Origin of the sequence: Klebsiella ornithinolytica (assembly GCF_030505655.1) — a bacterium.
GTDB classification, from domain to species: Bacteria; Pseudomonadota; Gammaproteobacteria; order Enterobacterales; family Enterobacteriaceae; genus Klebsiella; species Klebsiella ornithinolytica.
Genome location: NZ_CP130153.1, coordinates 193,077 through 215,508 on the forward strand (window position 1 = coordinate 193,077; position 22,432 = coordinate 215,508).

Sequence of the window (22,432 nt, forward strand, 5' to 3'; positions counted from 1 at the left end):
TGCGTAAAACAAGGTGTTGGAATGATTAAATCCGACCAGGAGACCTAATGATATCGATTCCCATGCGACGATATGGGGCTGCGATACTCATGTTACTTACCTGCATATTTTCAGGTAGTGTGTTGGCAACAACCCACACAGCAACAACGAGTCATAAAGCCTCACAAGTAAAGAAAAGTAGTCAAGTTAAGGTAAGCAGTAAACAAGAGTATTCTCGCAATAGTGTAAAGAGTAGTTCACTTCCTGATTTGCGAAAATACCCTTCCGGAACCCCAAGGAAAAAAGCGTTTCTCCGGACAGTAATGCCTTATATTACTAAACAGAATCAGGTGATTACCGCCGATCGTAACTGGCTTGTTGCCAAGCAATACGACTCGCGCTGGTCACCGACAGAGCGCACGCGTCTGAAGGATATTACGGCACGCTATAAGGTGAAATGGTCTGGTAATACGCGCCATATTCCCTGGAACACGCTGATGGAACGCGTTGACATCATTCCGAACAGTATGGTGGCGACCATGGCGGCGGCGGAAAGCGGCTGGGGGACGTCCAAACTGGCGCGGATGAACAACAATCTGTTTGGTATGAAATGCGGCGGCGGAAACTGCCGCGGTGCGATGAAAGGCTACTCCCAGTTTGATTCCGTGGAGGAGTCTGTACAGGCTTATGTGACGAACCTGAACACGCATCCGGCATACAAGTCCTTCCGTAAATCCCGCGCGCAGCTGCGTAAAACGGATCAGGAAGTGACGGCCAGCACCATGATTCATAAGCTGAAGGGCTATTCGACGAAAGGGTCGAGCTACAACAACTATCTCTTCGCGATGTATCAGGACAACCAGCGGCTGATCGCTGCCCATATGTAATAGCGAATGCCCGGAGCGTAAGCCCCGGGCATTTTCTTTTCATCTCACCGGCCCTACATCATCACTTCACTGTGCCGATCCCGGTACTCCTTCGGCGTCACGTCGTACTCTTTCTTAAATACCGAATAGAAATATTGCAGCGACGGATAGCCGCACATTTGCGAAATTTCATTAATCGATAGCGTGGTGGAGACCAGCAGGCTGCGGGCCTTTTCGAGTTTCTCTCTGTGAATGATGGAGTGAATGGTGTCGCCGACCTCCTCCTTGAAGCGCTTCTCGAGGTTAGAGCGGGAGATACCGACGGCATCCAGCACCTGCTCGACCTTGATGCCTTTGCAGGCGTTATTGCGGATGTAGTGCATCGCCTGAATCACCGACGGGTCGGTGAGCGAACGATAGTCCGTAGAGCGTCGTTCAACGACGCGCATCGGTGGCACCAGCCGGCGCTGCAGCGGCAGCGGCTCTTTATCCAGCAGTCGATGCAGCAGCTTGGCCGCCTGGTAACCCATCTGCCGGGTTCCCTGCGCGACGGAGGAGAGCGCCACGCGCGACAGGTAGCGGGTCAGCTCTTCATTATCAATACCGATGACGCACAGCTTTTCCGGCACCGGAATATGCAGCAGCTCGCAGGCCTGAAGCACGTGGCGAGCGCGGGCATCGGTCACGGCGATGATTCCGGTTTGCGGGGGGAGCGTTTGCAGCCAGTCCGCGAGACGGTTCTGCGCGTGTTGCCAGTTTTCCGGCGCGGTCTCCAGCCCCTGGTAAACCACGCCGCGATATTTCTCCTTCGCGACCAGCTGGCAAAACGCGTGTTCGCGCTCGACAGCCCAGCGTTTTCCGCTGGAAGTGGGCAGCCCGTAAAAGGCGAAGCGCTGGACGCCCTTTTCTTTCAGATGCAGGAAGGCGCTTTCGACCAGCGCGGCGTTATCCGTCGCAATATAGTGCACCGGGGGATAGCATTCGGGGCGATGGTAGGAGCCGCCGACGCCGACAATCGGGACCTCGACGTCGGCCAGCAGTCTTTCGATTTCCGGGTCGTCATAATCAGCAATCACGCCGTCGCCCAGCCACTCCCTGATATTCTCGATACGCGCCCGAAAATCCTCTTCGATGAAGATATCCCATTCCTGTTGCGATGCCTGTAAATATTCTCCTACCCCCTCGACCACCTGTCGGTCGTAGGCTTTGTTGGCATTGAATAGCAGCGTAATACGGTGGCGCTTTGCAAACATAGTCTCTTTTCCTGGTCTCTCTTTCTGGCCATACAATACCGGCCAATGCCCGAATCATGACAAGCGTCTTATGCGTAAATCTGGTGGTAGCGCATAGAATTCGGGCATTCTTCCATTAAGCGGGCTTACGTTCTGCGCTTTGTCGCCGAATCCATCCATACCGCCAGCAGTAAAATGGCACCTTTGACGATGTACTGCCAGAAGGTGGCGACGTCCATCATGCTCATACCATTATCCAGCGCCGACATGATAAATGCCCCCATGACGGCGCCGGCGACGCTGCCTACCCCGCCGGCGAGGCTGGTGCCGCCGATAACGCAGGCGGCGATAGCATCCAGCTCGGCGATGTTACCGGCTGAAGGCGAACCGGCACCGAGACGCGAACTGAGGATCAGACCGGCGATGGCCACCATCAGACCATTGATGGCGAAAACGGCCAGCTTGGTTCGTTCAACGCTAATCCCCGACAGGCGTGCCGCTTCCAGGTTACCGCCAATGGCATAAATTCGCCGGCCAAAGGCCGTTCGGGTGGCCATAAACATCCCCGCCAGCAGCAGAGCTGCCAGGATGAGAACCGGCGTCGGGACGCCGCGATAATCGTTTAATAGCCAGATGGCGCCGAGCACGATAACCGCGGTAATGCTCTGGCGTGCCACCGTCGAGGTTGGCGCTGATGTGGTTAATCCCAGGGATTGACGACGCAGGCGACCGCGCCATTGCCAGACAATAAAGGCCGCCATACCAATGACGCCGATACCGAAACCCAGGCCGTCAGGCAGATAGCTTTGTCCAATTTGCGACATGGCCGGGCTGGTGGGGGAGACGGTGGTGCCGTTGGTTATCCCGATCAGAATACCGCGGAACGCCAGCATTCCGGCGAGGGTGACGATAAACGACGGGACTTTACGGTAGGCGACCCACCAGCCGTTCCAGGCGCCGAGTACCAGCCCCATCACCAGGGTGACCGCAATGGTCAGCGGCAGCGGCCAGCCGAGCCAGACGTCAAAAATTGCCGCCGCGCCGCCGAGCAACCCCATCATCGAGCCCACGGAAAGATCGATTTCGGCGGAAATAATGACGAACACCATCCCGACCGCCAGGATGCCGGTGATCGCCGTCTGCCGCAGCAGGTTAGAAATGTTTCGCGCGCTTAAATAGGCGCCTTCGGTGGCCCAGGTGAAGAACAGCATAATCACCACAATCGCGGCGATCATCACAAAAACCTGAAGGTTCAGCCCTTTGAATCCAGACAGACCGGCAGGGGCGGGCGGGATGATTTTTATCTCAGACGACGTGTTTTTCGACATGGTGTTCGCTCCTCAACGCGGCTTCCATCACCTGCTCCTGGGTCAGATGATGATTGACTAAATTGGCTTTCAGCTTGCCTTCATGCATGACCAGCACCCGATCGCTTAACCCGAGAACTTCCGGCAGCTCTGATGAGATGACGATGACGGCGATCCCCTGCTGCACCAGCTGATTAATCAATTTGTAGATTTCGTATTTCGCACCGATATCGATACCGCGAGTGGGTTCATCGAGAATCAGGATGCGCGGATTCAGCAACAGGCAGCGGGCCAGAATCGCTTTCTGTTGATTGCCGCCGCTCAGGCGGCCAATGGCCAGCTCTGGCGATGACGTTTTGATTTTCAGCCGCTGGATAGATTGCTGGATACAGTGCTGCTCCCCGGCGTCATCCAGGCTGCTCAGCGGGCCGGTAAACTGACTTAACGCCGCCAGAGTGATGTTCTTACCTACCGCCATCACCGGCACGATCCCGTCTTTCTTACGGTCCTCAGGGACCATGGCAATACCGTGGGCGATAGCCTGCTGGCAGTGGTGGATAGCCACCGGTTGACCGTCAATAAACACTTTCCCTTCCCAGCGTCCCGGCCAGACGCCAAACAGGCACTGTACGGCCTCGGTACGCCCGGCGCCGACCAGTCCGGCAATGCCGAGGATTTCACCGCGACGCAGTGAAAAAGAGATATCGTTGACCCGCTTAATGTGCCGGTTGACCGGGTGCCAGGCGGTCAAATGCTCGACGCGTAGAATTTCGTCGCCGCAGGCGTGCGGCTCGTTCGGGTAGAGGGCGGTGAGTTCGCGGCCAACCATCATGGTTATCACATCATCTTCATTCATGCCGCTGGCGTCGCGGGTGCCGATATGCTGGCCGTCGCGAATGACGCAGATGGTGTCTGAGATGGCTTTCACCTCATTCAACTTGTGGGAAATATAAATACAGGCGATGCCGTGGGCCTGCAGATCGCGAATGATATCCAGCAGAATGGCCGTTTCCTGCTCGGTTAATGAGGCGGTGGGTTCATCAAGTATTAATAAACGCACCTGCTTATTGAGCGCTTTGGCAATTTCAACCAGCTGTTGCTGCCCCAGCCCGAGATCGCCGACGCGGGTATCGGGTGAAATCGTTAAATTCACCTGCGCCAGCAGCTTCTGGCAGCGCAGGGTCATGGTTTCATAATCAAGGAGACCATAGCGGGAGATTTCCGCGCCAAGAAAAATATTCTCCAGAACGCTCAGGTGCTTAACCAGCGCGAGCTCCTGGTGAATAATGGCGATACCTTTGCGTTCGGTGTCGCGAATATGATTGGGCTTAAGCGTTTCACCGGCGAAAATAATTTCACCGTCATAGCTGCCGTGCGGATAAATTCCGCACAGGACTTTCATGAGCGTGGATTTACCAGAACCGTTTTCGCCGCAAAGTGAGACAACTTCTCCGGCGTTAAGCCGCAGGCTGATATTGTCTACCGCCTTCACGGTCCCGAAGGTTTTGGTGATATTTTTCATTTCTAGTAACCAGGACATAGATGCTCCGCATAAGCGATATCCGGCTGGACGAGAATGACGCCCCGGCGAGGGGCGTCAGGAATTATAATTCGCTCTTTTTGTGGAAACCGTCTTTGATGACCGTCTGTTCAATATTGTCTTTATTCACTTCGATCGGGGTGAGCAGGCGGGACGGGACATCTTTAAGTCCGTTATTCAACGAGGTATCAGCATGCGGCGCTTTATCATTGCCGAGCTCGACAGCAATTTCAGCGGCGGTGGTGGCAAGGGTGGTAATCGGTTTATAGACGGTCATGGTCTGCGTGCCGGAAATAATGCGCTTCACGCCAGCAAGGTCGGCATCCTGGCCGGAAATGGCGACTTTCCCCGCCAGACCCTGCGCGCTTAATGCCTGAATCGCGCCGCCGGCGGTAGCATCGTTGGAAGCGACAACCGCATCGATTTTGTTATTGTTAGCGGTGAGGGCGTTCTCCATAATTTTTAATGCATTTTCCGGCAGCCAGCCGTCAACCCACTGGTCGCCAACGATCTTAATTTTACCTTCGTCAATATAAGGCTTGAGGACTTTCATTTGTCCGGCACGGAACAGCTTGGCGTTATTATCCACCGGAGAACCACCCATCAGAAAGTAATTTCCCTGAGGGGTTTTATCCACCAGGCTTTGGGCCTGCATTTCGCCCACTTTTTCATTATCAAAGGAAATGTAGAAATCAATATCTGCGTTGTTTATCATACGGTCGTAGGCCAGAACTTTAATACCTTCCTGTTTCGCTTCTTTAATCACATTGCTTAAGACCTGACCGTTGTAGGGAATAATAACCAGAACATCAACGCCGCGGTTTATCATATTTTCAATTTGCGACATTTGTGTTTCTTCATTACCATTGGCGGACTGAACAAATACTTTCGCGCCTAATGATTCGGCTTTGTTGACAAATATATCGCGGTCTTTCTGCCAGCGCTCAAGGCGGAGATCGTCAATGGCCATACCAATCTTAACTTCTTTCGCAATCCCCGCCATACTGGTCAGCAGGAGCGAAGCACAGAGCGTGAGGCAAAGGTTCTTTATCTTCATAATAATCAGCCTTTTTTGTAAAGTGCAGGATAAGACGAACGGGGTAAAGAAACGGCCTGATACGTAGTAGATTCTTAACAGTGAACGGAGGACTGGCAATTATCTGTGCTTATTTTGGGATTACGAAATTTAGTTTGTTTTCTGATTTATGACCGCGATCTGGTTTTTAAAAATAAATAAAACAGCTATATCGTTGATATGTCATTGAAAGGATGGTGGAGAGGGCGTTGATAATATTCAGTTGTGCGATCTGGCGCACGTTTGTGGATTCTCTCAATCGCGGTGTGAAATAACGTAATTGAGGAAAGTAAAACATGAATTCTATATTGGCTTATGACTTGTTACCCGCCGCATTCCCTGAATATGGAGTTCATTATGCAAACCTATTTCGATCAACTCGATCGCGTTCGTTATGAAGGCCCAAAAACCACCAACCCGCTCGCGTTCCGTCACTATAACCCGGACGAGATGGTGCTGGGCAAGCGCATGGAAGAGCATCTGCGGTTTGCCGCCTGCTACTGGCATACCTTCTGCTGGAACGGGGCAGATATGTTTGGCGTGGGCTCCTTCAATCGTCCGTGGCAGCAGCCGGGCGAGGCGCTGGAAATGGCGAAACGTAAAGCCGACGTCGCCTTTGAGTTTTTCCATAAGCTTAATGTGCCGTACTACTGCTTCCATGATGTGGATGTCTCTCCGGAAGGGGCGTCGTTGAAGGAGTATCTGGACAATTTTGCCCGGATGGTCGATGTCCTGGCGGCGAAGCAAGAACAGAGCGGCGTGAAGCTGCTGTGGGGGACGGCAAACTGCTTTACCAACCCGCGTTACGGCGCTGGAGCGGCAACCAACCCGGATCCAGAGGTTTTCAGCTGGGCGGCGACTCAGGTGGTGACCGCCATGAATGCCACACACAAACTGGGCGGGGAAAACTATGTTCTGTGGGGCGGCCGCGAAGGCTACGAAACCCTGCTCAATACCGATCTGCGCCAGGAGCGCGAGCAAATTGGTCGCTTTATGCAGCTGGTGGTGGAACACAAACATAAAATCGGCTTCCAGGGCACGCTGCTGATTGAGCCAAAACCGCAGGAACCGACCAAACATCAGTACGATTATGATGCCTCTACCGTCTACGGTTTCCTCAAGCAGTTTGGCCTCGAAAAAGAGATCAAACTGAATATCGAAGCGAACCATGCGACCCTGGCCGGACACTCCTTCCACCATGAGATTGCGACCGCTATTGCGCTGGGTCTGTTCGGCTCCGTGGATGCCAACCGCGGCGATCCGCAGCTGGGCTGGGATACCGATCAGTTCCCGAACAGCGTGGAAGAGAATGCCCTGGTGATGTATGAAATTCTTAAAGCCGGTGGCTTTACCACCGGCGGCCTGAATTTTGATGCCAAAGTTCGTCGTCAGAGCACCGATAAATACGATCTGTTCTATGGTCATATTGGGGCGATGGATACGATGGCGCTGTCTCTGAAAGTGGCGGCCCGTATGATCGAAGAGGGCGAGCTGGATAAGCGGGTCGCGAAACGCTATGCCGGCTGGAATGGCGACCTGGGTCAGCAAATCCTGAAAGGGCAGATGACGCTGACGGAGATTGCGCAGTACGCGGCGCAGCATAATCTGGCTCCCCAGCATCAGAGCGGCCATCAGGAGCAGCTGGAAAACCTGGTTAACCATTATCTCTTTGATAAGTAATAAGGATACCCGGCGTTGCCGGGTATGAGTGAGAGCACGCTTTCTTGCGCCACGGTTAGCCGTGGCGCACTGTTAAGGAGAGACCGTATGTACATCGGGATTGATTTGGGCACCTCGGGCGTCAAGGCCATTTTGCTCAATGAGCAAGGTGAGGTGCTGGCTTCGCACACTGCGCCCCTCACCGTATCGCGCCCACACCCGCTATGGTCCGAGCAAGACCCGGAGCACTGGTGGCAGGCGACGGACCGCGCAATGAAAGCGTTGGGTGAACAGCACGCTCTGCGCGATGTAAAAGCGGTAGGGATCGCCGGGCAGATGCACGGCGCAACGCTGCTGGATAAACATCAGCGGGTGCTGCGCCCGGCTATTTTGTGGAATGACGGCCGCAGCGGCGACGAGTGTGTCCAGCTGGAAAAAGCGGTAAGCCGCTCGCGGCAAATTGCCGGTAACCTGATGATGCCGGGGTTTACGGCGCCAAAATTACTTTGGGTGCAGCACCATGAACCCGATATCTTCCGCCAGGTCGATAAGGTGCTGTTGCCGAAAGATTATCTCCGCCTGCGCATGACCGGTGAGTTTGCCAGCGATATGTCGGACGCCGCCGGGACGATGTGGCTGGATGTGGCCAAACGCGACTGGAGCGATGAGCTGCTCGCCGCCTGCGGCCTGAGCCGCGATAATATGCCGGCGTTATTTGAAGGCTGTGAAGTGACGGGAACACTGCGCCCCGCTATCGCCCAGGCGTGGAATATGCCGCAGGCGCTGGTGGTCGCTGGCGGCGGCGATAATGCTGCCGGTGCGGTAGGCGTCGGCATGGCGGATGCCGGACAGGCGATGTTGTCCCTGGGAACCTCCGGGGTCTATTTTGCCGTCAGCAATGGTTTTCTCAGCAAACCTGAAAGCGCCGTACACAGCTTTTGCCACGCCCTGCCGGGACGCTGGCATTTGATGTCGGTGATGTTGAGCGCCGCTTCCTGCCTCGACTGGGCGGCAAAACTGACCGGTCTCGGTACGGTGCCTGCGCTGCTGGCGGCGGCGGAATCGGCGAGTGAAAATGCCGATCCCATCTGGTTTTTGCCCTATCTTTCCGGCGAGCGCACGCCGCATAACAACCCTCATGCTAAAGGCGTGTTTTTTGGCCTGACGCATCAGCACGGCCCGGCAGAACTGGCGCGTGCGGTACTGGAAGGGGTGGGTTACGCATTAGCAGATGGGATGGATGTGGTGCATGCCTGCGGCGTGACCCCGCAGAGCATCACTCTGATTGGCGGCGGCGCCCGCAGCGCCTGGTGGCGGCAGATGCTGGCTGATATCAGCGGCCAGCAGCTGGATTACCGTACCGGCGGCGACGTTGGACCTGCGCTTGGGGCCGCCCGGTTAGCGCAGCTGGCGCAGCACAAAGAGGCGGCTTTTTCAGATCTGCTGCCGCAGCTGCCGCTGGAACAGGCTCATCGACCGGATGCCGGGCGTGTTGCTCGCTATGCGCCGCGCCGCGAAACGTTCCGGCAGATTTATCAGCAGCTGCTGCCTCTGATGTCGTCATAAACGTCCGCCCCGGATGGGGCGGGTTAACGTTTACGCCGCGCTAGCTGACCAGGCGTCGGCTATCCAGGCGCTGTACCAGCATCGACAGCAGCAGGCTGCCCCCCAACGCTGCGCCGAAAATCCAGAAGATATCCAGCAGCGGCCAGCGCGTCAGCTCCAGCCCGCTGGCGCGTAACGCATGAATAATCAGGGCATGAAATCCGTAGATCCCCAGCGAATGGCGCGCAATCAGCGCCAGGGCAGGAAGCGGACGTGTATTAAGGGTATTCTTCACCAGCGTGAGCAGGGTTATCGCGCAGACAAAAACCGCCGGCCCGCAATACAAGTACCAGGTATCGCCGAAGTCGCCGCGCCACTTCAGCTCATGCAGTGTCCCGCGGGAAATGACCCACACCGCGGTAGCGAAAAGCGCGGCGCACAGCAGCGTGAGCCACTTTTTATCGGTATCTATCATGCCGATCGCCCGCCCCAGCACGCCATACAGAACATAGTAAAACGTATCGCCGTTGATATAGAGATTGAGCGGTAGCCATTCGATGCCGCCAGCCTTAACCGACACCATGTTGGGGTTTGCCAGAAGACCAATTACCAGCATCAGAATCAGCAGCATCTTGCCGCTGACCTGCTTAACCTGCAGCAACGGTGAGAGCAGGTAAATGACGATAATCGCGAAGAAAAACCACAGATGGTAGAACACCGGCTTTTGCAGCAAATGCTTCAGCGACAGCACCACGTTGATATGGGTGAACAGCGTGATGTAGAGCAGGGACAGGGCGCTGTAAAACACCACGCACAGTACGATCCGCAGAAAATGTCGCGGTTGGGCGCTGCGCTCACCGAAAAACAGATAGCCGGAGATCATGAAAAACAGCGGAACGCTGACGCGGGAAGCCGAATTAAGCAGGTTGGCGATGTCCCAGTTCAGCAAGCTGATGGCATGAGGGTGAGTGATATACCAGGTTGTGCTGTGAATCATCACCACCATCAGGCATGCGATGCCGCGCAAACTTGTTATCCAGTTTATTTTTTCCTGCATCGGTACCTCAGTTGCTCCTTCTTAAAGAGGGTCTGACTCCTCCAGGCCGGCCACGTCGCAATGGAAAATTCCGAGTTTGCCGCGACGCTCTTGTAGAGATGCGGAGAGATTCGCACAATGCCCCGGTAATTTCACGTAACCTGCACGATAACAATTTGCTAACAAGGCGGTTGAGGAAAATAGTGATGAAATATTTCTTTTCTGGACTGTTATTGCTCCTGCTGGCGGGCTGCAGCCAACAGCCGCCTCAGCCGGTGCAGAAAGCGCAACGTGCGCGGATTACGCCGCAAATTACCCTGAACATGGAGCAACTTTGCAAGGATCAGGCGGCAAAACGCTACAGCACGGGGCCCCGCATGGTCGACGTTAGCCGCTTCGAGCAGTTCCAGGGGAGCTACGAGCTATCGGGGCTGACATCGCAGAATGAGCACTTTATCTGTTCTTTCGATCCAGACGGGCAGTTTTTACATCTTTCTATGCGCTAAATCGGCCCCTGATGCCGCGTGATGGCGTTAATTTCCGCAATTTTATTTAAACAGCGCCGTTTCGTACTGTATATCTCGCAGCCAGCGGGTATACTGATCCCTTCCTTTAAATCCACACGTATCCAGCACGAAATAATATGCAAAAGTTTGATACCAGGACCTTCCAGGGCCTGATCCTGACCTTACAGGATTACTGGGCTCGTCAGGGCTGCACCATTGTTCAACCACTGGACATGGAAGTTGGCGCCGGCACCTCTCATCCAATGACCTGTCTGCGTGCGCTGGGGCCAGAGCCGATGGCGACTGCCTATGTGCAGCCTTCCCGTCGCCCGACCGACGGCCGCTACGGCGAAAACCCGAACCGCTTACAGCACTACTATCAGTTCCAGGTGGTCATTAAGCCCTCGCCGGACAACATTCAGGAGCTGTACCTCGGGTCTTTGAAAGAGCTGGGTATGGATCCGACCATTCACGACATCCGCTTCGTGGAAGACAACTGGGAAAACCCGACGCTGGGTGCCTGGGGTCTCGGCTGGGAAGTGTGGCTGAACGGGATGGAAGTGACGCAGTTCACCTACTTCCAGCAGGTCGGTGGCCTGGAGTGTAAGCCGGTGACCGGCGAGATCACCTACGGTCTGGAACGTCTGGCGATGTACATTCAGGGCGTTGACAGCGTTTACGACCTGGTCTGGAGCGACGGTCCGCTGGGTAAAACCACCTACGGCGACGTGTTCCATCAGAACGAAGTGGAGCAGTCCACCTACAACTTTGAATACGCAGACGTCGACTTCCTGTTCTCCTGCTTCGAGCAGTATGAGAAAGAAGCGCAGCAGCTGCTGGCGCTGGAAAACCCGCTGCCGCTGCCTGCCTACGAGCGCATTCTGAAAGCCGCCCACAGCTTCAATCTGCTGGACGCGCGTAAAGCCATCTCCGTCACCGAGCGTCAGCGCTATATTCTGCGCATTCGCACTCTGACCAAAGCCGTGGCAGAAGCGTATTACGCTTCCCGTGAAGCCCTGGGCTTCCCGATGTGCAACAAGAATAAATAAGAGGCGGCCATGTCTGAAAAAACTTTCCTGGTGGAAATCGGCACCGAAGAGCTGCCACCAAAAGCCCTGCGCAGCCTGGCGGAATCTTTTGCTGCGAACTTTACCGCGGAGCTGGATAACGCTGGCCTCGCTCACGGCAACGTCGAGTGGTTCGCTGCTCCTCGCCGTCTGGCGCTGAAAGTCGCTGGCCTGGCGGCGGCTCAGCCCGATCGCGAAGTCGAAAAACGCGGCCCGGCGGTTTCTGCTGCGTTCGACGCGGAAGGCAAACCGAGCAAAGCGGCCGAAGGCTGGGCGCGTGGCTGCGGTATCACCGTTGACCAGGCCGAGCGCATGGTCACCGACAAAGGTGAATGGCTGCTGTATCGTGCGCATGTGAAGGGCGAAAGCGCGGAAGCGCTGCTGCCGAACATGGTGGCGACGTCGCTGGCAAAACTGCCGATCCCGAAACTGATGCGCTGGGGCGCGTCCGACGTGCAGTTCGTGCGTCCGGTTCACACCGTGACCCTGCTGCTGGGCGACAAAGTCGTTCCGGCAACCATTCTGGGCATTGCCTCCGATCGCGTGATTCGCGGCCATCGCTTTATGGGCGAACCGGAATTCACCATCGACAATGCCGATCAATACCCGCAAATTCTGGTTGAACGCGGCAAAGTCATTGCTGACTACGAGCAGCGTAAAGCCAAAATTAAAGCCGATGCCGAAGAAGCGGCGCGCAAAATTGGCGGCAACGCCGATCTGAGCGAAAGCCTGCTGGAAGAAGTGGCCTCTCTGGTGGAATGGCCGGTGGTGCTGACCGCGAAATTCGAAGAGAAATTCCTCGCGGTACCGGCAGAAGCGCTGGTTTACACCATGAAAGGCGACCAGAAGTACTTCCCGGTTTATGGCAATGACGGCAAACTGCTGCCGAACTTTATTTTCGTCACCAACATCGAGTCGAAAGATCCGCTGCAGATTATCTCCGGGAACGAAAAAGTGGTTCGTCCGCGTCTGGCGGATGCCGAGTTCTTCTTCAACACCGACCGTAAAAAGCGTCTGGAAGATCATCTGCCGCGTCTGCAAACCGTGCTGTTCCAACAGCAGCTGGGTACGCTGCGCGACAAGACTGACCGCATTCAGGCCCTGGCGGGCTGGATTGCGGGCCAAATTGGCGCAGACGTGAACCACGCCACGCGTGCGGGCCTGCTCTCCAAGTGTGACCTGATGACCAACATGGTGTTCGAGTTTACCGACACCCAGGGCATCATGGGCATGCACTACGCGCGTCACGATGGTGAAGCCGAAGATGTGGCGGTGGCGCTGAACGAGCAGTATCAGCCGCGCTTTGCCGGTGATGACCTGCCGTCTAACCCTGTCGCCTGCGCCGTGGCGATCGCCGATAAAATGGATACCCTCGCGGGCATCTTCGGCATCGGCCAGCATCCGAAGGGCGATAAAGACCCGTTTGCGCTGCGTCGTGCCGCGCTCGGCGTGCTGCGTATCATCGTTGAGAAGAACCTGAACCTGGACCTGCAAACGCTGACCGAAGAAGCGGCGCGTCTGTACGGTGATAAGCTGACGAACGCCAACGTAGTCGATGACGTCATTGACTTCATGCTGGGTCGTTTCCGCGCCTGGTACCAGGATGAAGGCTACACGGTCGACACCATCCAGGCGGTACTGGCACGTCGTCCGACTCGTCCGGCTGATTTCGACGCGCGCATGAAAGCGGTGTCTCACTTCCGTACGCTGGAAGAAGCGGCCGCGCTGGCAGCAGCCAACAAGCGCGTGTCCAACATCCTTGCGAAATCCGAAGAGACGCTGAACGACGCCGTCCACGCTTCCGTGCTGAAAGAAGCCGCAGAGATCAAGCTGGCGACCCATCTGGTGGTACTGCGCGACAAACTGCAGCCGTTCTTCGCCGAAGGCCGTTATCAGGAAGCGCTGATCGAACTGGCTTCCCTGCGTGAACCGGTAGATGAGTTCTTCGAAAACGTGATGGTCAATGCGGAAGACAAAGAGGTCCGTATCAACCGTCTGACGCTGCTGTCGAAACTGCGTGACCTGTTCCTGCAGGTGGCGGATATTTCCCTGCTGCAATAATCGCCTGTTTTGCATAACAAAAAACCTGCCCTGGGGCAGGTTTTTTTATGCCGGTAAGCGACTCTCTCGCCCACCCGGACGCCTTTCGGCGGCCAGATTTACTGCAAATTCCCCGCGGTCAGACTCTCTTTATCAAAAGCGTGGCTGACGTTAATACGGTTCTGATGCACTGAGGTATCCATGTTGGACCCGGCTTCCGGCTGCGCGGGGCGATGCTCTGCGGCGATGGCACCGGATGACAATGAAGCGGCCAGAAACAGGGCAGCGATCGCGCTGAGATTTTTCATTTTATCTTCCTTTTCATCGTGCTGTCGTTGTCGCCTGTCTGGTTAACCTTCGGCGGCCCGGCAGAGCAGATTGCGTTATTTGGTCAGTTCTGCGGTCATGTGCACGCGGTTATTGAACTGGGCGCTGGTAATTTTATAAGAGGCACCTTGTTCTGCGGCCTGGGCGGCAATTTTTGCTTCAGCGCGATCCAGCGTGGAGGCGGTGGAGCTGACGCTCTGTGCGAAAGCACCGAAAGACATCAGAGAAAGAGCAGAAACTGCAACGAAAGTTTTGATGGATTTCATGGTCGTATTCCTTAAGTGATTTTGTTTGATATAGAGCGTTGTTGCTCTGATGTGATAAATAATAGAACGATTATCGATCGATTAAAATTGGAACAATTTGCGCATCTCATTCAAAAAAATAGAATGAAAAGTAAGCGTGTAAAACGGGGTGATTTCGAGGTCGTTTGACGTTCCTGCTGCGGGAGAACCGCTCAGCCCGAACGCGTTTGCTGAAAAATTCATCTTGAAATGAAGGGGCGAGTATGGCTATCCTGTGCCCCGACGAACCCCTCGTCTCACAGAGAGCACACTGAAAATGGATAAACACACCTGCTGAATTCGGTCCTTGCTGGCGCACTGCGTCTGTAGGGGAAGTATGAATTTCATTCAGGAGTGCTTATGGCCCATTGTGCCCAATCCCCCTCTTTTATTTTGCATCAGGTCACCTGTCAGTTTGCGACGGGAGAAACGCTTTTTGGCCCGTTGAATGTCTCGCTGGAAAATTCCCTCTGTGGCCTGGTCGGGCGTAATGGCGTCGGGAAAACCCGCCTTCTGCGCCTGCTGGCCGGTATCGATACGCCTTCTGGCGGACATATTGAACGGCCCGTTTCTCTGGCCTGTGTTGCTCAGCAGCACACGATAACCCCGCAGACCACGTTAGCCGCACTGCTGGGCTACGGACCACACTTTGCTGCCTTGCAGCGCCTCGGGCGCGGTGAGGCCCTGGCTGACGATGTCGATTGCCTCGAAGGTTTCTGGGATCTCCCGGATCGCCTGAGTGCAGGTTTCCGCCAGGCCGGTTTAGCGGATTTCGATCCTGACCGACCCGCATCATCATTGAGCGGCGGGGAGCGGGTGAAAGCTCTGCTGTGCGGCGCCTTTCTCTCCGCGGCCGATTACCTGCTGCTGGATGAGCCAACCAATCACCTGGACAGGCAGGGGCGCGACTGGCTGTATTACCAGCTTGAATGCTGGCCTGGCGGGGCGTTGATAGCCAGTCACGATCGCGCGCTGTTGGCCCGCATGTCGCGCATACTCGAACTGACGCCCGGTGCGTTGCGAAGCTACGGCGGTAACTATGCCGATTATCAACTGCAGCGCGATGCGGAGCAGCAGGCGGCGCGCGCGGCGCTAGACCATGCCGCCACCGAGCGTCGTCGCACGCGCGCGCGGATGCAAAAAGAACACGATGCCAGCCAGAGGCGTTCTGCTCAGACGCTGCGCGTGGTGGATACGTTGAATATCGCCTCTTTTGAACGGGTAAAATATAAAGGGGCGGCGAAGGAGCGGCCTGGCACACTGCATCGCCAGCACCGGGAGCAAAATAGCGCGCTGAATGCCGCGGTTGTCCAGGCCCGTGAGCGGGTGGAGGAGGACGCCGCGGTGATGTTCACTCTGCCGGGAAGCCAGGTTGCCGCTGGCAAACAGGTGTTGGTCCTGGAAGCTTTGCAGCTGGCATTCTCTGCCATGCCACCACTCGACTGGCGTCTTGACGGGCCGCTGCGCGTGGCGTTACGTGGCCCCAATGGCTGCGGGAAAACCACGCTGCTGAAAACGTTGGTCGGTCTGGAATCACCGCTATCCGGCGAGTGCCGGGTGTCGGTGCAGGCGGCCTGGCTGGATCAGCATCTCACGCAGCTGGACCTGTCGCTGTCGGTAATGGCGCACCTTAATCTTGATGATACACCGCTGGAGGCGGGTGTATTACGCAGCCGCCTTGCCCGGCTGCAGCTGGGCGCGGATAAAATTAATCTGCCGCTGTCGGCTTTAAGCGGCGGCGAACGGCTCAAAGCCGCGCTGGCCTGCGTGCTGTGGCGGCGTGAAGCGGCGCAGCTTCTGCTGCTGGATGAGCCGACAAACCATCTTGATTTGGCTTCCGTTCGGGCTATTGAGTCGGCTTTAGCCACCTTTCCTGGCGCGATGATTGTCGTCTCTCATGATGAGGATTTTTTGCGCGGCCTGCGGCTGACCCACTCTCTGGCGTGGCAGGAGGATGGCTGGCATTTCTCAGCGCTTTAAAGACAAAAAACCGCCCTCTGATGAGCGGCGGTTTTTTATTAGCAGATAAAAAAAATCCCCGCCGCGAGGCAGGGATCTTAAATTCTGAGCTTAATTTAAGCTTACAGGCTGGTTACGTTACCAGCTGCCGGGCCTTTAGCGCCGCTTTCGATGGTGAAGGAAACTTTCTGACCTTCATCCAGAGATTTGTAGCCATCGTTCATGATAGCGGAGAAGTGTACGAATACATCTTTAGAACCGTCATCAGGAGTGATGAAGCCGAAGCCTTTGTCAGCGTTGAACCATTTTACGATACCAGTCATTTTACCGGACATAGCGAAATACCTTTAAATAATAAATGAACCTTTCGGCGATACGGTCTGGACTACAGATTTGAAGCTATAAAGGGAAAGTTCACTACCGGGGTATCTATGATAACCGCTCAAGGACTACTCTATACTAATGCTCTGTGGTCTGTACATCAAACCTGCGAGCATTAACTCATTTTTGCGGTGCGATAGCAAACCTTTTTTCACAGAAATAAAAACGGTCCCGATATAAGGACCGTAACCAGACCTGATTCTTATTATAGAACTTTAGTCAATAAGCTGCCTTGAAAGCTGCGGGTTTGCCTGAATCAGGCGCATTAATTTGAGTTCCGTGGGTGAGGGCTTCACCCGTCTTGACTCCCACTCTTGTACCATCGCCACGCTGACGCCCATGGCATTGGCAAAATCATCAATTTTCAGGCCAGTGCCTTTGCGAAGCTGTTCAAACTCGCTACATGCGGTCTGCTTACGAGGCTGGGCGATCGTTTGCGAAATATCTTTAAAAACAATTTGTTCCAGGCTGCTAAGCAGTTCAAACACGGGATCTTTATATTCCATTGAGAACTCCTTCTGTCACACAGCAAAAGAGATATTTAGTGAAGCCTATTAAGAATAGTCAGAAAAAACGCAAAAAATAGTCACGGGGGTGATTATGTGCAGACAGCCTATCGTCTGAACGGGTATTCGGGGATGAAAACGGCAGATAAGGTGATGATTAATCATCAGACGTGTCGCAAGAGAAAATTTTTGTAAACAGAGAAGAAATCTGCAAGGCCAGCGGTTGCCCGCTGGCCTGAGGGTCAGGCTTTTTGCATATTGTCGGCTTTCGCCTGCGCAGATATCGGCTGGCTCTTGCTGGTCTTATATTTCACCAGCAGCGCGATGGCGGATAAAAACGCCGGAATCGACAGCAAGGTAAAGATGGTCACGAAGGAGAGCTGCGCCTGCATCAGGAAGGCGCCGCTGAAGGCACCAAGGATCCCGCCAAACCGGCCGATGCCCAGCATCCAGGCGACGCCGGTCGCCCGGCCCTGGGTGGGATAAAATCCGGCGGCCAGGGCCGGCATTGATGATTGCGCGCCGTTCATAATGCTGCCGGCAATAAAGACCATCACGCCCATTAGCACCAGACTGTTGGTTGAGAAGCCGACCAGAAAGACGAAAACGCCGGTCAGCAGCCAGCCTACGGCGACCACTTTATTGGGGTTAATCTTGTCCATCAGGGCGCCGAGGATCAGCACCCCGATGCCGCCGCCCAGCGGGAACAGCGCGGTGATAATCGAAGCCTGGCTCATTGACGCGCCGGTTTCGCGAATCAGCAGCGGAAGCCAGCTGGTCAATAAATAGAAAATCAGCAGCCCCAAAAAGTAGGTCATGCACAGCATCAGGGTACCGACGAGATAACGGGGGGAGAAAATAACCGCAAGGGCCGATTTGTCTTTCACCTGGCCGGCTTCGCGCAGCTCGAATTCAACCTGGTCAGGCAGCGGGGCAATACGGCGCAGAATGGCGGCAATGCGCTGCGATGGCTGGCGCTTGACCACCAGATAGCGCGCCGATTCCGGCAGTAAGAACACCAGCGCGACGGCAAGCAGCAGAGGCATCACGCCGCCCAGTATCAGCACGCTTTGCCAGCCGTAATGCGGAATCATCCAGGCCGAGAGGAATCCACCCAGCGAAGATCCCATCGGGAACCCGACGAACATCAGATTGACCAGCAACGCGCGACGGCGTTCCGGCGCATACTCGCTCATCAGCGTTGCCGCGTTTGGCATGGCGGCACCCAGCCCGAGGCCGGTCAGAAAGCGCAACAGCGTCAGTTGATTCAGGCTGGTGGCGAAGGCAGTTAACAGACTAAAGCTACCGAAAACCACAATCGACATAAGCAGCACTTTTTTTCGGCCAATGCGGTCGGCCAAGGGGCCTGCGGTCAGCGCGCCCACCGCCAGACCGACGAGCGCAGCGCTCATCACCGGGCCTAACGCGGATTTTTCCACGCCCCATTCCTGCACGAGGTCAGAGGCAATAAAACCGATGATGGCGGTATCAAACCCGTCCATCGCGACGGTGATAAAACACAGGGCCAGAATCATCCACTGGTACTTCGTAAACGGATGTTCGTTGATAAAAGCCTGAATATCGATGGTTGTTTTATGCATACAGCATTCCTGGCAGCCAGAGCGGGGGACGGAGCCGGGCGATTATCGCCTCCCTCGCTGTCGTTAATGTGATGTGTGCGATAATCGAACGTATCGCCGTTAATCGCTCATTTATCAAATCACTGAACCTGGCTTCAGGCAACGCAGTCGGCCCAGGAAGCGTGCGATTATCGTTCGCTTTCACGGGTTAGGTCCGCAATAATGATTTTATTTATAATGAAATCAATTTGTTGCTGGTCATTTTTCTCGGGCGAGTTATGGCGTTAATTGTGATGGGCTTAACAGACGCCCGCGTTCACCCGTCAAACGCCGCGAACGGTACTTTTCCTGCGTAAGATTGTCAGGAAAGAGTATCCTGCAAGGCCGACCTGGACTATCCTTGTCAGCGTCTGGCACGTGTGTGTCTGTGTGCGCTTTTTTTGGCTGAAAGGAGTAAAAAAATGGCGACAGGAAAGTCCTGCTCTCGCTGGTTTGCGGCTATTGCGGCCTTATTAATGGTGGTTAGCCTGAGTGGGTGTTTTGATAAAGAAGGCGATCAGCGCAAAGCGTTTATCGACTTCCTGCAAAATACGGCAATGCGTAGCGGCGAACGTCTGCCGACGCTGACAGCCGATCAGAAAAAACAGTTCGGTCCTTTTGTTTCCGATTACGCGGTGATTTACGGCTACTCACAGCAGGTAAGTCAGGCGATGGATGCGGGTCTGCGTCCGGTCGTAGACAGCGTGAATGCGATTCGCGTTCCGCAGGATTATGTGACTCAGCGTGAACCGCTGCGCCAGGCAAACGGCGCGCTGGGCGTGCTGAGCCAGCAGCTGGAAAATGCGAAAATGCAGGCCGATGGCGCACATAGCGCGCTGAAGCAGAGTGACGATCTGAAACCGGTCTTTGACCAGGTTTACAATAAAGTCGTGACCGCACCGGCAAACGCGCTGCAGCCGCTGATTCCAGCCGCGCAGGTCTTTACTCAGCAGCTGGTGCAGGTGGGTGATTTTATCGCTCAGCAAAATACTCAGGTGAGCTTCGTGGCAAACGGGATTCAGTTCCCGACCTCGCAGCAGGCCAGCCAGTATAACGCTCTGATTGGCCCGCTGGCTGCTCAGCATCAGGCTTTCAACCAGGCGTGGACGGCGGCAGTTAACGCAACGCGTTAACCGGTTCGTCAACCCGGGTCAGGTATTGACCTCGACCCGGGTGACTTCAGCTTACCTTCACTTCACCTGCGGATTGACGCAGTTCTTCTCGACCTGACCATTCAGCGCATCAATCAAATTATCGACCGCACACGCCGCCATATTGTAGCGGGTCTCATGAGTGGCCGAACCGATATGCGGCAGCGCGACGACGTTCGGTAGCGTGAGCAGCGGCGACTCTTTCGCCAGTGGCTCCTGCTCGAAAACGTCCAGACCGGCCGCGTGGATTTGGCCCTTTTGCAAGGCCGAGATCAGCGCCTTTTCGTCGACAACCGGGCCGCGGCCCGCATTAATAAAGATGGCGGAGGGCTTCATTTTCGCGAATTTTTCCGCGTTGAACAGGTGATGAGTCTCGGCGGTCAGCGGCAGGATCAGACAGACAAAGTCGGCTTCCTGCAGCAGCGTATCCAGATCGCAGTAACGCGCGTTAAAGCGTTCTTCCGCCTGCGGGTGACGGCTGCGGGCGTTATACAGAATCGGCATGCCAAAACCGGCGTGCGCGCGCTGCGCCAGGGCCATCCCGATACGGCCCATGCCCACGATCCCCAGCGTTTTATGGTGCACATCGCTGCCGAACCAGTCCGGGCCGATGCTTTTCGTCCACTCCCCGGCTTTCACCCGGTTGGCGACTTCCACCACCCGACGGGATGTGCTGAGCACCAGCGCCATCACCGTATCGGCTACGGTTTCAGTCAGCACGGTCGGCGTATGCATCAGCAGCACTTTGCGTGCATTCAGCGCCTCTACATCGAAGTTGTCATAGCCGACGGAAATCGTGGAGGTCGCACGAAGCCTGGGCATTTTCTCCAGTAACGCGGCATCAACTTTTTCGCTCGACCCCAGCAGACCTTCCGCCTGGGCAAAGGCTTCCGCGTGCTGCTGGACGGTGTCAGGGCTCAGGTTTTTCACCTGAGTGACGGTAAAGTGTTTTTCCAGACGTTGCTGCAGGTCGTCGGGAAGCGTTTTATAGAGAATAACGGACGGCTTCATGCGGATCTCCGTAAGTTGTAAAAGTCAGGCGTGACGAGCGCCGATGGGGAGCTTTTGATTGTTAGCAGGCTTAACAATTAAAGTAAGCCATACCGAGGCGAAAAGCGCCACTCCCATGAAAATGTATGAGGCTGACGGGCTGCCGGTGGTGCCGTTCAGGTAGCCCACGAACCACGAACCAAAGAATGACCCTAATGCCCCCATGCTGTTGATGAGCGCCATTGCGCCGCCGGCGACGTTACGCGGCAGCATTTCCGGAATAATGGCGAAGAACGGGCCGTAAGGGGCATACATTGCCGCACCGGCAATCACCAGCAGGGTATAAGAGGCCCAGAAATGGTTAGCGCCGACGGCCCAGGAGCCAATAAAAGCCAGTCCGCCAATCAGCAGCAGCGGCCAGACGAACAGTTTACGGTTCTGCATTTTATCGGAAGCCCAGGAGACGACGATCATCGCAATAGTCGCGGCCAGATAAGGCACCGAAGAGAGCCAGCCGACTTCCACCATCCCCATATTGACGCCGCCGCTGCGGATAATGGACGGCAGCCACAGAACAAAACCGTACACGCCGATGCTCCAGGCAAAATATTGCATGCACAGCAGAATGACGTTGCGTGAGCGGAAGGCTTCGCCGTAGTTACGCACGGCTTTAATACCCTGCTGCTCGCTCTCCAGCTGCGCCTGCAGCGCGGCTTTTTCGTTTTCCGACAGCCAGTTCACCTGCGACGGTTTATCTTTGACCAGCACCCACCAGCAGAAAGCCCAGAGGACGGCCGGCACGCCTTCAATAATAAACATTTCACGCCAGCCGAAGGACTGAATCAGGTAGCCGGAGACCACCGACATCCACAGTACCGTGACCGGGTTACCGAGGATTAAGAAGGTGTTGGCGCGTGAACGTTCTGATTTGGTAAACCAGTTACTGATGTAAATCAGCATTGCTGGCATAACGGCCGCTTCAACGACGCCGAGAATAAAACGGATCGCCGCCAGCGCGGGGATATTGTGCACCATCCCGGTCAGCGAGGCGCAGGCGCCCCACAGGATCAGGCAGATGAAAATCAACTTACGTACACTACGGCGTTCAGCATAAATCGCCCCCGGGATCTGGAAGAAGAAATAGCCGAGGAAGAAAAGGGCGCCAAGGAGCGACGAGATGCCTTTGGTAATGCCTAAATCTTCCGTAATGCCCGCTGCCGAAGCAAAGCTAAAGTTTGCGCGGTCGAGATACGCCAGGCTATACGTGATAAACACGATAGGCATGATGTACCACCAGCGTTTCGTTGCATTGGTAGAGCTGTTCATAGGCTTGCCTCTAAAGTTGAGGTTCATGACGCCGCCG

The 22,432-nt window shown here is 55.4% G+C and carries 20 protein-coding genes; 8 read left to right on the top strand and 12 right to left on the bottom strand.

The window, feature by feature from the left end:
- The first annotated feature begins 47 nt into the window (after window positions 1–47).
- Window positions 48–866, top strand: coding sequence for a protein bax (locus Q1L34_RS00910; RefSeq protein ID WP_071824661.1), 819 nt, complete (start codon window positions 48–50; stop codon window positions 864–866).
- A gap of 53 nt (window positions 867–919) precedes the next feature.
- Here Q1L34_RS00910 and xylR read toward each other — a convergent pair whose 3' ends face one another.
- The 4 genes from xylR to xylF form a co-directional block, all read right to left on the bottom strand.
- Window positions 920–2,098, bottom strand: coding sequence for a D-xylose utilization transcriptional activator XylR (gene xylR, locus Q1L34_RS00915; protein ID WP_004868824.1), 1,179 nt, complete (start codon window positions 2,096–2,098; stop codon window positions 920–922).
- Window positions 2,099–2,223: 125 nt separating this feature from the next.
- Window positions 2,224–3,405 (bottom strand): xylose ABC transporter permease XylH, encoded by a 1,182-nt coding sequence (xylH, locus tag Q1L34_RS00920; protein WP_004868822.1) that lies wholly within the window; start codon window positions 3,403–3,405, stop codon window positions 2,224–2,226.
- Window positions 3,383–4,924 carry a xylose ABC transporter ATP-binding protein gene (locus Q1L34_RS00925; RefSeq protein ID WP_004868819.1) on the bottom strand — a complete coding sequence of 514 codons (1,542 nt, stop codon included), beginning with the start codon at window positions 4,922–4,924 and terminating at the stop codon, window positions 3,383–3,385. The genes xylH and Q1L34_RS00925 overlap by 23 nt, the downstream gene beginning before the upstream one ends.
- Before the next feature lie 64 nt (window positions 4,925–4,988).
- Window positions 4,989–5,981, bottom strand: a complete 993-nt coding sequence (gene xylF, locus Q1L34_RS00930) for a D-xylose ABC transporter substrate-binding protein (RefSeq protein ID WP_004868818.1) — start codon at window positions 5,979–5,981, stop codon at window positions 4,989–4,991.
- A gap of 375 nt (window positions 5,982–6,356) precedes the next feature.
- Between xylF and xylA the strand changes: the two genes are divergently transcribed.
- Both xylA and xylB read left to right on the top strand, forming a co-directional pair.
- Window positions 6,357–7,679: a xylose isomerase gene (gene xylA, locus Q1L34_RS00935; RefSeq protein ID WP_004868817.1), complete on the top strand. Its 1,323-nt coding sequence runs from the start codon at window positions 6,357–6,359 to the stop codon at window positions 7,677–7,679.
- Window positions 7,680–7,766: 87 nt separating this feature from the next.
- Complete coding sequence (xylB, locus tag Q1L34_RS00940; RefSeq protein WP_004868816.1) at window positions 7,767–9,224, top strand: xylulokinase; 1,458 nt, start codon at window positions 7,767–7,769, stop codon at window positions 9,222–9,224.
- A 40-nt stretch (window positions 9,225–9,264) separates the two neighbouring features.
- Here xylB and Q1L34_RS00945 read toward each other — a convergent pair whose 3' ends face one another.
- The gene (locus Q1L34_RS00945) at window positions 9,265–10,260 is read right to left on the bottom strand and encodes an acyltransferase (RefSeq protein WP_015585539.1); all 996 of its coding nucleotides are present in this window, start codon (window positions 10,258–10,260) and stop codon (window positions 9,265–9,267) included.
- 185 nt (window positions 10,261–10,445) lie between these two features.
- Between Q1L34_RS00945 and Q1L34_RS00950 the strand changes: the two genes are divergently transcribed.
- From Q1L34_RS00950 to glyS, 3 genes are all read left to right on the top strand, one after another.
- On the top strand, window positions 10,446–10,745 hold the full coding sequence (locus Q1L34_RS00950; RefSeq protein ID WP_004868812.1) for a YsaB family lipoprotein: 300 nt from the start codon (window positions 10,446–10,448) through the stop codon (window positions 10,743–10,745).
- A gap of 137 nt (window positions 10,746–10,882) precedes the next feature.
- Window positions 10,883–11,794 carry a glycine--tRNA ligase subunit alpha gene (glyQ, locus tag Q1L34_RS00955; protein WP_004126458.1) on the top strand — a complete coding sequence of 304 codons (912 nt, stop codon included), beginning with the start codon at window positions 10,883–10,885 and terminating at the stop codon, window positions 11,792–11,794.
- Window positions 11,795–11,803: 9 nt separating this feature from the next.
- Window positions 11,804–13,873, top strand: a complete 2,070-nt coding sequence (gene glyS, locus Q1L34_RS00960) for a glycine--tRNA ligase subunit beta (protein ID WP_004868810.1) — start codon at window positions 11,804–11,806, stop codon at window positions 13,871–13,873.
- 98 nt (window positions 13,874–13,971) lie between these two features.
- Here glyS and Q1L34_RS00965 read toward each other — a convergent pair whose 3' ends face one another.
- Together Q1L34_RS00965 and Q1L34_RS00970 are read right to left on the bottom strand one after the other, a co-directional pair.
- The gene (locus Q1L34_RS00965; protein ID WP_004868809.1) at window positions 13,972–14,160 is read right to left on the bottom strand and encodes a hypothetical protein; all 189 of its coding nucleotides are present in this window, start codon (window positions 14,158–14,160) and stop codon (window positions 13,972–13,974) included.
- Between the two features lie 75 nt (window positions 14,161–14,235).
- Entirely contained in the window at window positions 14,236–14,445 is a 210-nt protein-coding gene (locus tag Q1L34_RS00970; protein ID WP_004868808.1) for a YdgH/BhsA/McbA-like domain containing protein, read from the bottom strand.
- Between the two features lie 378 nt (window positions 14,446–14,823).
- Between Q1L34_RS00970 and Q1L34_RS00975 the strand changes: the two genes are divergently transcribed.
- Window positions 14,824–16,443 carry an ABC-F family ATP-binding cassette domain-containing protein gene (locus Q1L34_RS00975; protein WP_015585541.1) on the top strand — a complete coding sequence of 540 codons (1,620 nt, stop codon included), beginning with the start codon at window positions 14,824–14,826 and terminating at the stop codon, window positions 16,441–16,443.
- A 101-nt stretch (window positions 16,444–16,544) separates the two neighbouring features.
- On the opposite strand, the gene cspE is transcribed toward Q1L34_RS00975, so the two are convergent.
- The 3 genes from cspE to Q1L34_RS00990 all read right to left on the bottom strand — a co-directional run bounded on the left by cspE (window position 16,545) and on the right by Q1L34_RS00990 (window position 18,910).
- Window positions 16,545–16,757, bottom strand: a complete 213-nt coding sequence (cspE, locus tag Q1L34_RS00980; RefSeq protein WP_004868803.1) for a transcription antiterminator/RNA stability regulator CspE — start codon at window positions 16,755–16,757, stop codon at window positions 16,545–16,547.
- 261 nt (window positions 16,758–17,018) lie between these two features.
- Window positions 17,019–17,309: an HTH-type transcriptional regulator gene (locus Q1L34_RS00985; RefSeq protein WP_004868797.1), complete on the bottom strand. Its 291-nt coding sequence runs from the start codon at window positions 17,307–17,309 to the stop codon at window positions 17,019–17,021.
- A gap of 242 nt (window positions 17,310–17,551) precedes the next feature.
- Window positions 17,552–18,910 carry an MFS transporter gene (locus tag Q1L34_RS00990; RefSeq protein WP_004868795.1) on the bottom strand — a complete coding sequence of 453 codons (1,359 nt, stop codon included), beginning with the start codon at window positions 18,908–18,910 and terminating at the stop codon, window positions 17,552–17,554.
- Window positions 18,911–19,350: 440 nt separating this feature from the next.
- Here Q1L34_RS00990 and Q1L34_RS00995 point away from each other — a divergent pair, with 440 nt between their 5' ends.
- Window positions 19,351–20,061 (top strand): DUF3053 domain-containing protein, encoded by a 711-nt coding sequence (locus Q1L34_RS00995; protein WP_004868792.1) that lies wholly within the window; start codon window positions 19,351–19,353, stop codon window positions 20,059–20,061.
- A 57-nt stretch (window positions 20,062–20,118) separates the two neighbouring features.
- Here Q1L34_RS00995 and ghrB read toward each other — a convergent pair whose 3' ends face one another.
- Complete coding sequence (gene ghrB, locus Q1L34_RS01000) at window positions 20,119–21,090, bottom strand: glyoxylate/hydroxypyruvate reductase GhrB (RefSeq protein ID WP_004868790.1); 972 nt, start codon at window positions 21,088–21,090, stop codon at window positions 20,119–20,121.
- A gap of 24 nt (window positions 21,091–21,114) precedes the next feature.
- Entirely contained in the window at window positions 21,115–22,395 is a 1,281-nt protein-coding gene (locus Q1L34_RS01005; RefSeq protein WP_004868788.1) for an MFS transporter, read from the bottom strand.
- Window positions 22,396–22,432 lie beyond the last annotated feature (37 nt).

Excerpts from the sequence above, each read along its gene's own strand:
- glyS (WP_004868810.1), top strand. The coding sequence starts at position 11,804 with ATGTCTGAAAAAACTTTCCTGGTGGAAATCGGCACCGAAGAGCTGCCA.
- Q1L34_RS00965 (WP_004868809.1), bottom strand. The coding sequence starts at position 14,160 with ATGAAAAATCTCAGCGCGATCGCTGCCCTGTTTCTGGCCGCTTCATTG.
- ghrB (WP_004868790.1), bottom strand. The coding sequence starts at position 21,090 with ATGAAGCCGTCCGTTATTCTCTATAAAACGCTTCCCGACGACCTGCAG.
- xylF (WP_004868818.1), bottom strand. The coding sequence starts at position 5,981 with ATGAAGATAAAGAACCTTTGCCTCACGCTCTGTGCTTCGCTCCTGCTG.
- Q1L34_RS00990 (WP_004868795.1), bottom strand. The coding sequence starts at position 18,910 with ATGCATAAAACAACCATCGATATTCAGGCTTTTATCAACGAACATCCG.
- xylR (WP_004868824.1), bottom strand. The coding sequence starts at position 2,098 with ATGTTTGCAAAGCGCCACCGTATTACGCTGCTATTCAATGCCAACAAA.
- Q1L34_RS00995 (WP_004868792.1), top strand. The coding sequence starts at position 19,351 with ATGGCGACAGGAAAGTCCTGCTCTCGCTGGTTTGCGGCTATTGCGGCC.
- xylB (WP_004868816.1), top strand. The coding sequence starts at position 7,767 with ATGTACATCGGGATTGATTTGGGCACCTCGGGCGTCAAGGCCATTTTG.
- Q1L34_RS00925 (WP_004868819.1), bottom strand. The coding sequence starts at position 4,924 with ATGTCCTGGTTACTAGAAATGAAAAATATCACCAAAACCTTCGGGACC.
- glyQ (WP_004126458.1), top strand. The coding sequence starts at position 10,883 with ATGCAAAAGTTTGATACCAGGACCTTCCAGGGCCTGATCCTGACCTTA.
- Q1L34_RS00970 (WP_004868808.1), bottom strand. The coding sequence starts at position 14,445 with ATGAAATCCATCAAAACTTTCGTTGCAGTTTCTGCTCTTTCTCTGATG.
- Q1L34_RS00975 (WP_015585541.1), top strand. The coding sequence starts at position 14,824 with ATGGCCCATTGTGCCCAATCCCCCTCTTTTATTTTGCATCAGGTCACC.
- xylA (WP_004868817.1), top strand. The coding sequence starts at position 6,357 with ATGCAAACCTATTTCGATCAACTCGATCGCGTTCGTTATGAAGGCCCA.
- cspE (WP_004868803.1), bottom strand. The coding sequence starts at position 16,757 with ATGTCCGGTAAAATGACTGGTATCGTAAAATGGTTCAACGCTGACAAA.
- Q1L34_RS01005 (WP_004868788.1), bottom strand. The coding sequence starts at position 22,395 with ATGAACAGCTCTACCAATGCAACGAAACGCTGGTGGTACATCATGCCT.
- Q1L34_RS00945 (WP_015585539.1), bottom strand. The coding sequence starts at position 10,260 with ATGCAGGAAAAAATAAACTGGATAACAAGTTTGCGCGGCATCGCATGC.
- Q1L34_RS00950 (WP_004868812.1), top strand. The coding sequence starts at position 10,446 with ATGAAATATTTCTTTTCTGGACTGTTATTGCTCCTGCTGGCGGGCTGC.
- Q1L34_RS00910 (WP_071824661.1), top strand. The coding sequence starts at position 48 with ATGATATCGATTCCCATGCGACGATATGGGGCTGCGATACTCATGTTA.
- Q1L34_RS00985 (WP_004868797.1), bottom strand. The coding sequence starts at position 17,309 with ATGGAATATAAAGATCCCGTGTTTGAACTGCTTAGCAGCCTGGAACAA.
- xylH (WP_004868822.1), bottom strand. The coding sequence starts at position 3,405 with ATGTCGAAAAACACGTCGTCTGAGATAAAAATCATCCCGCCCGCCCCT.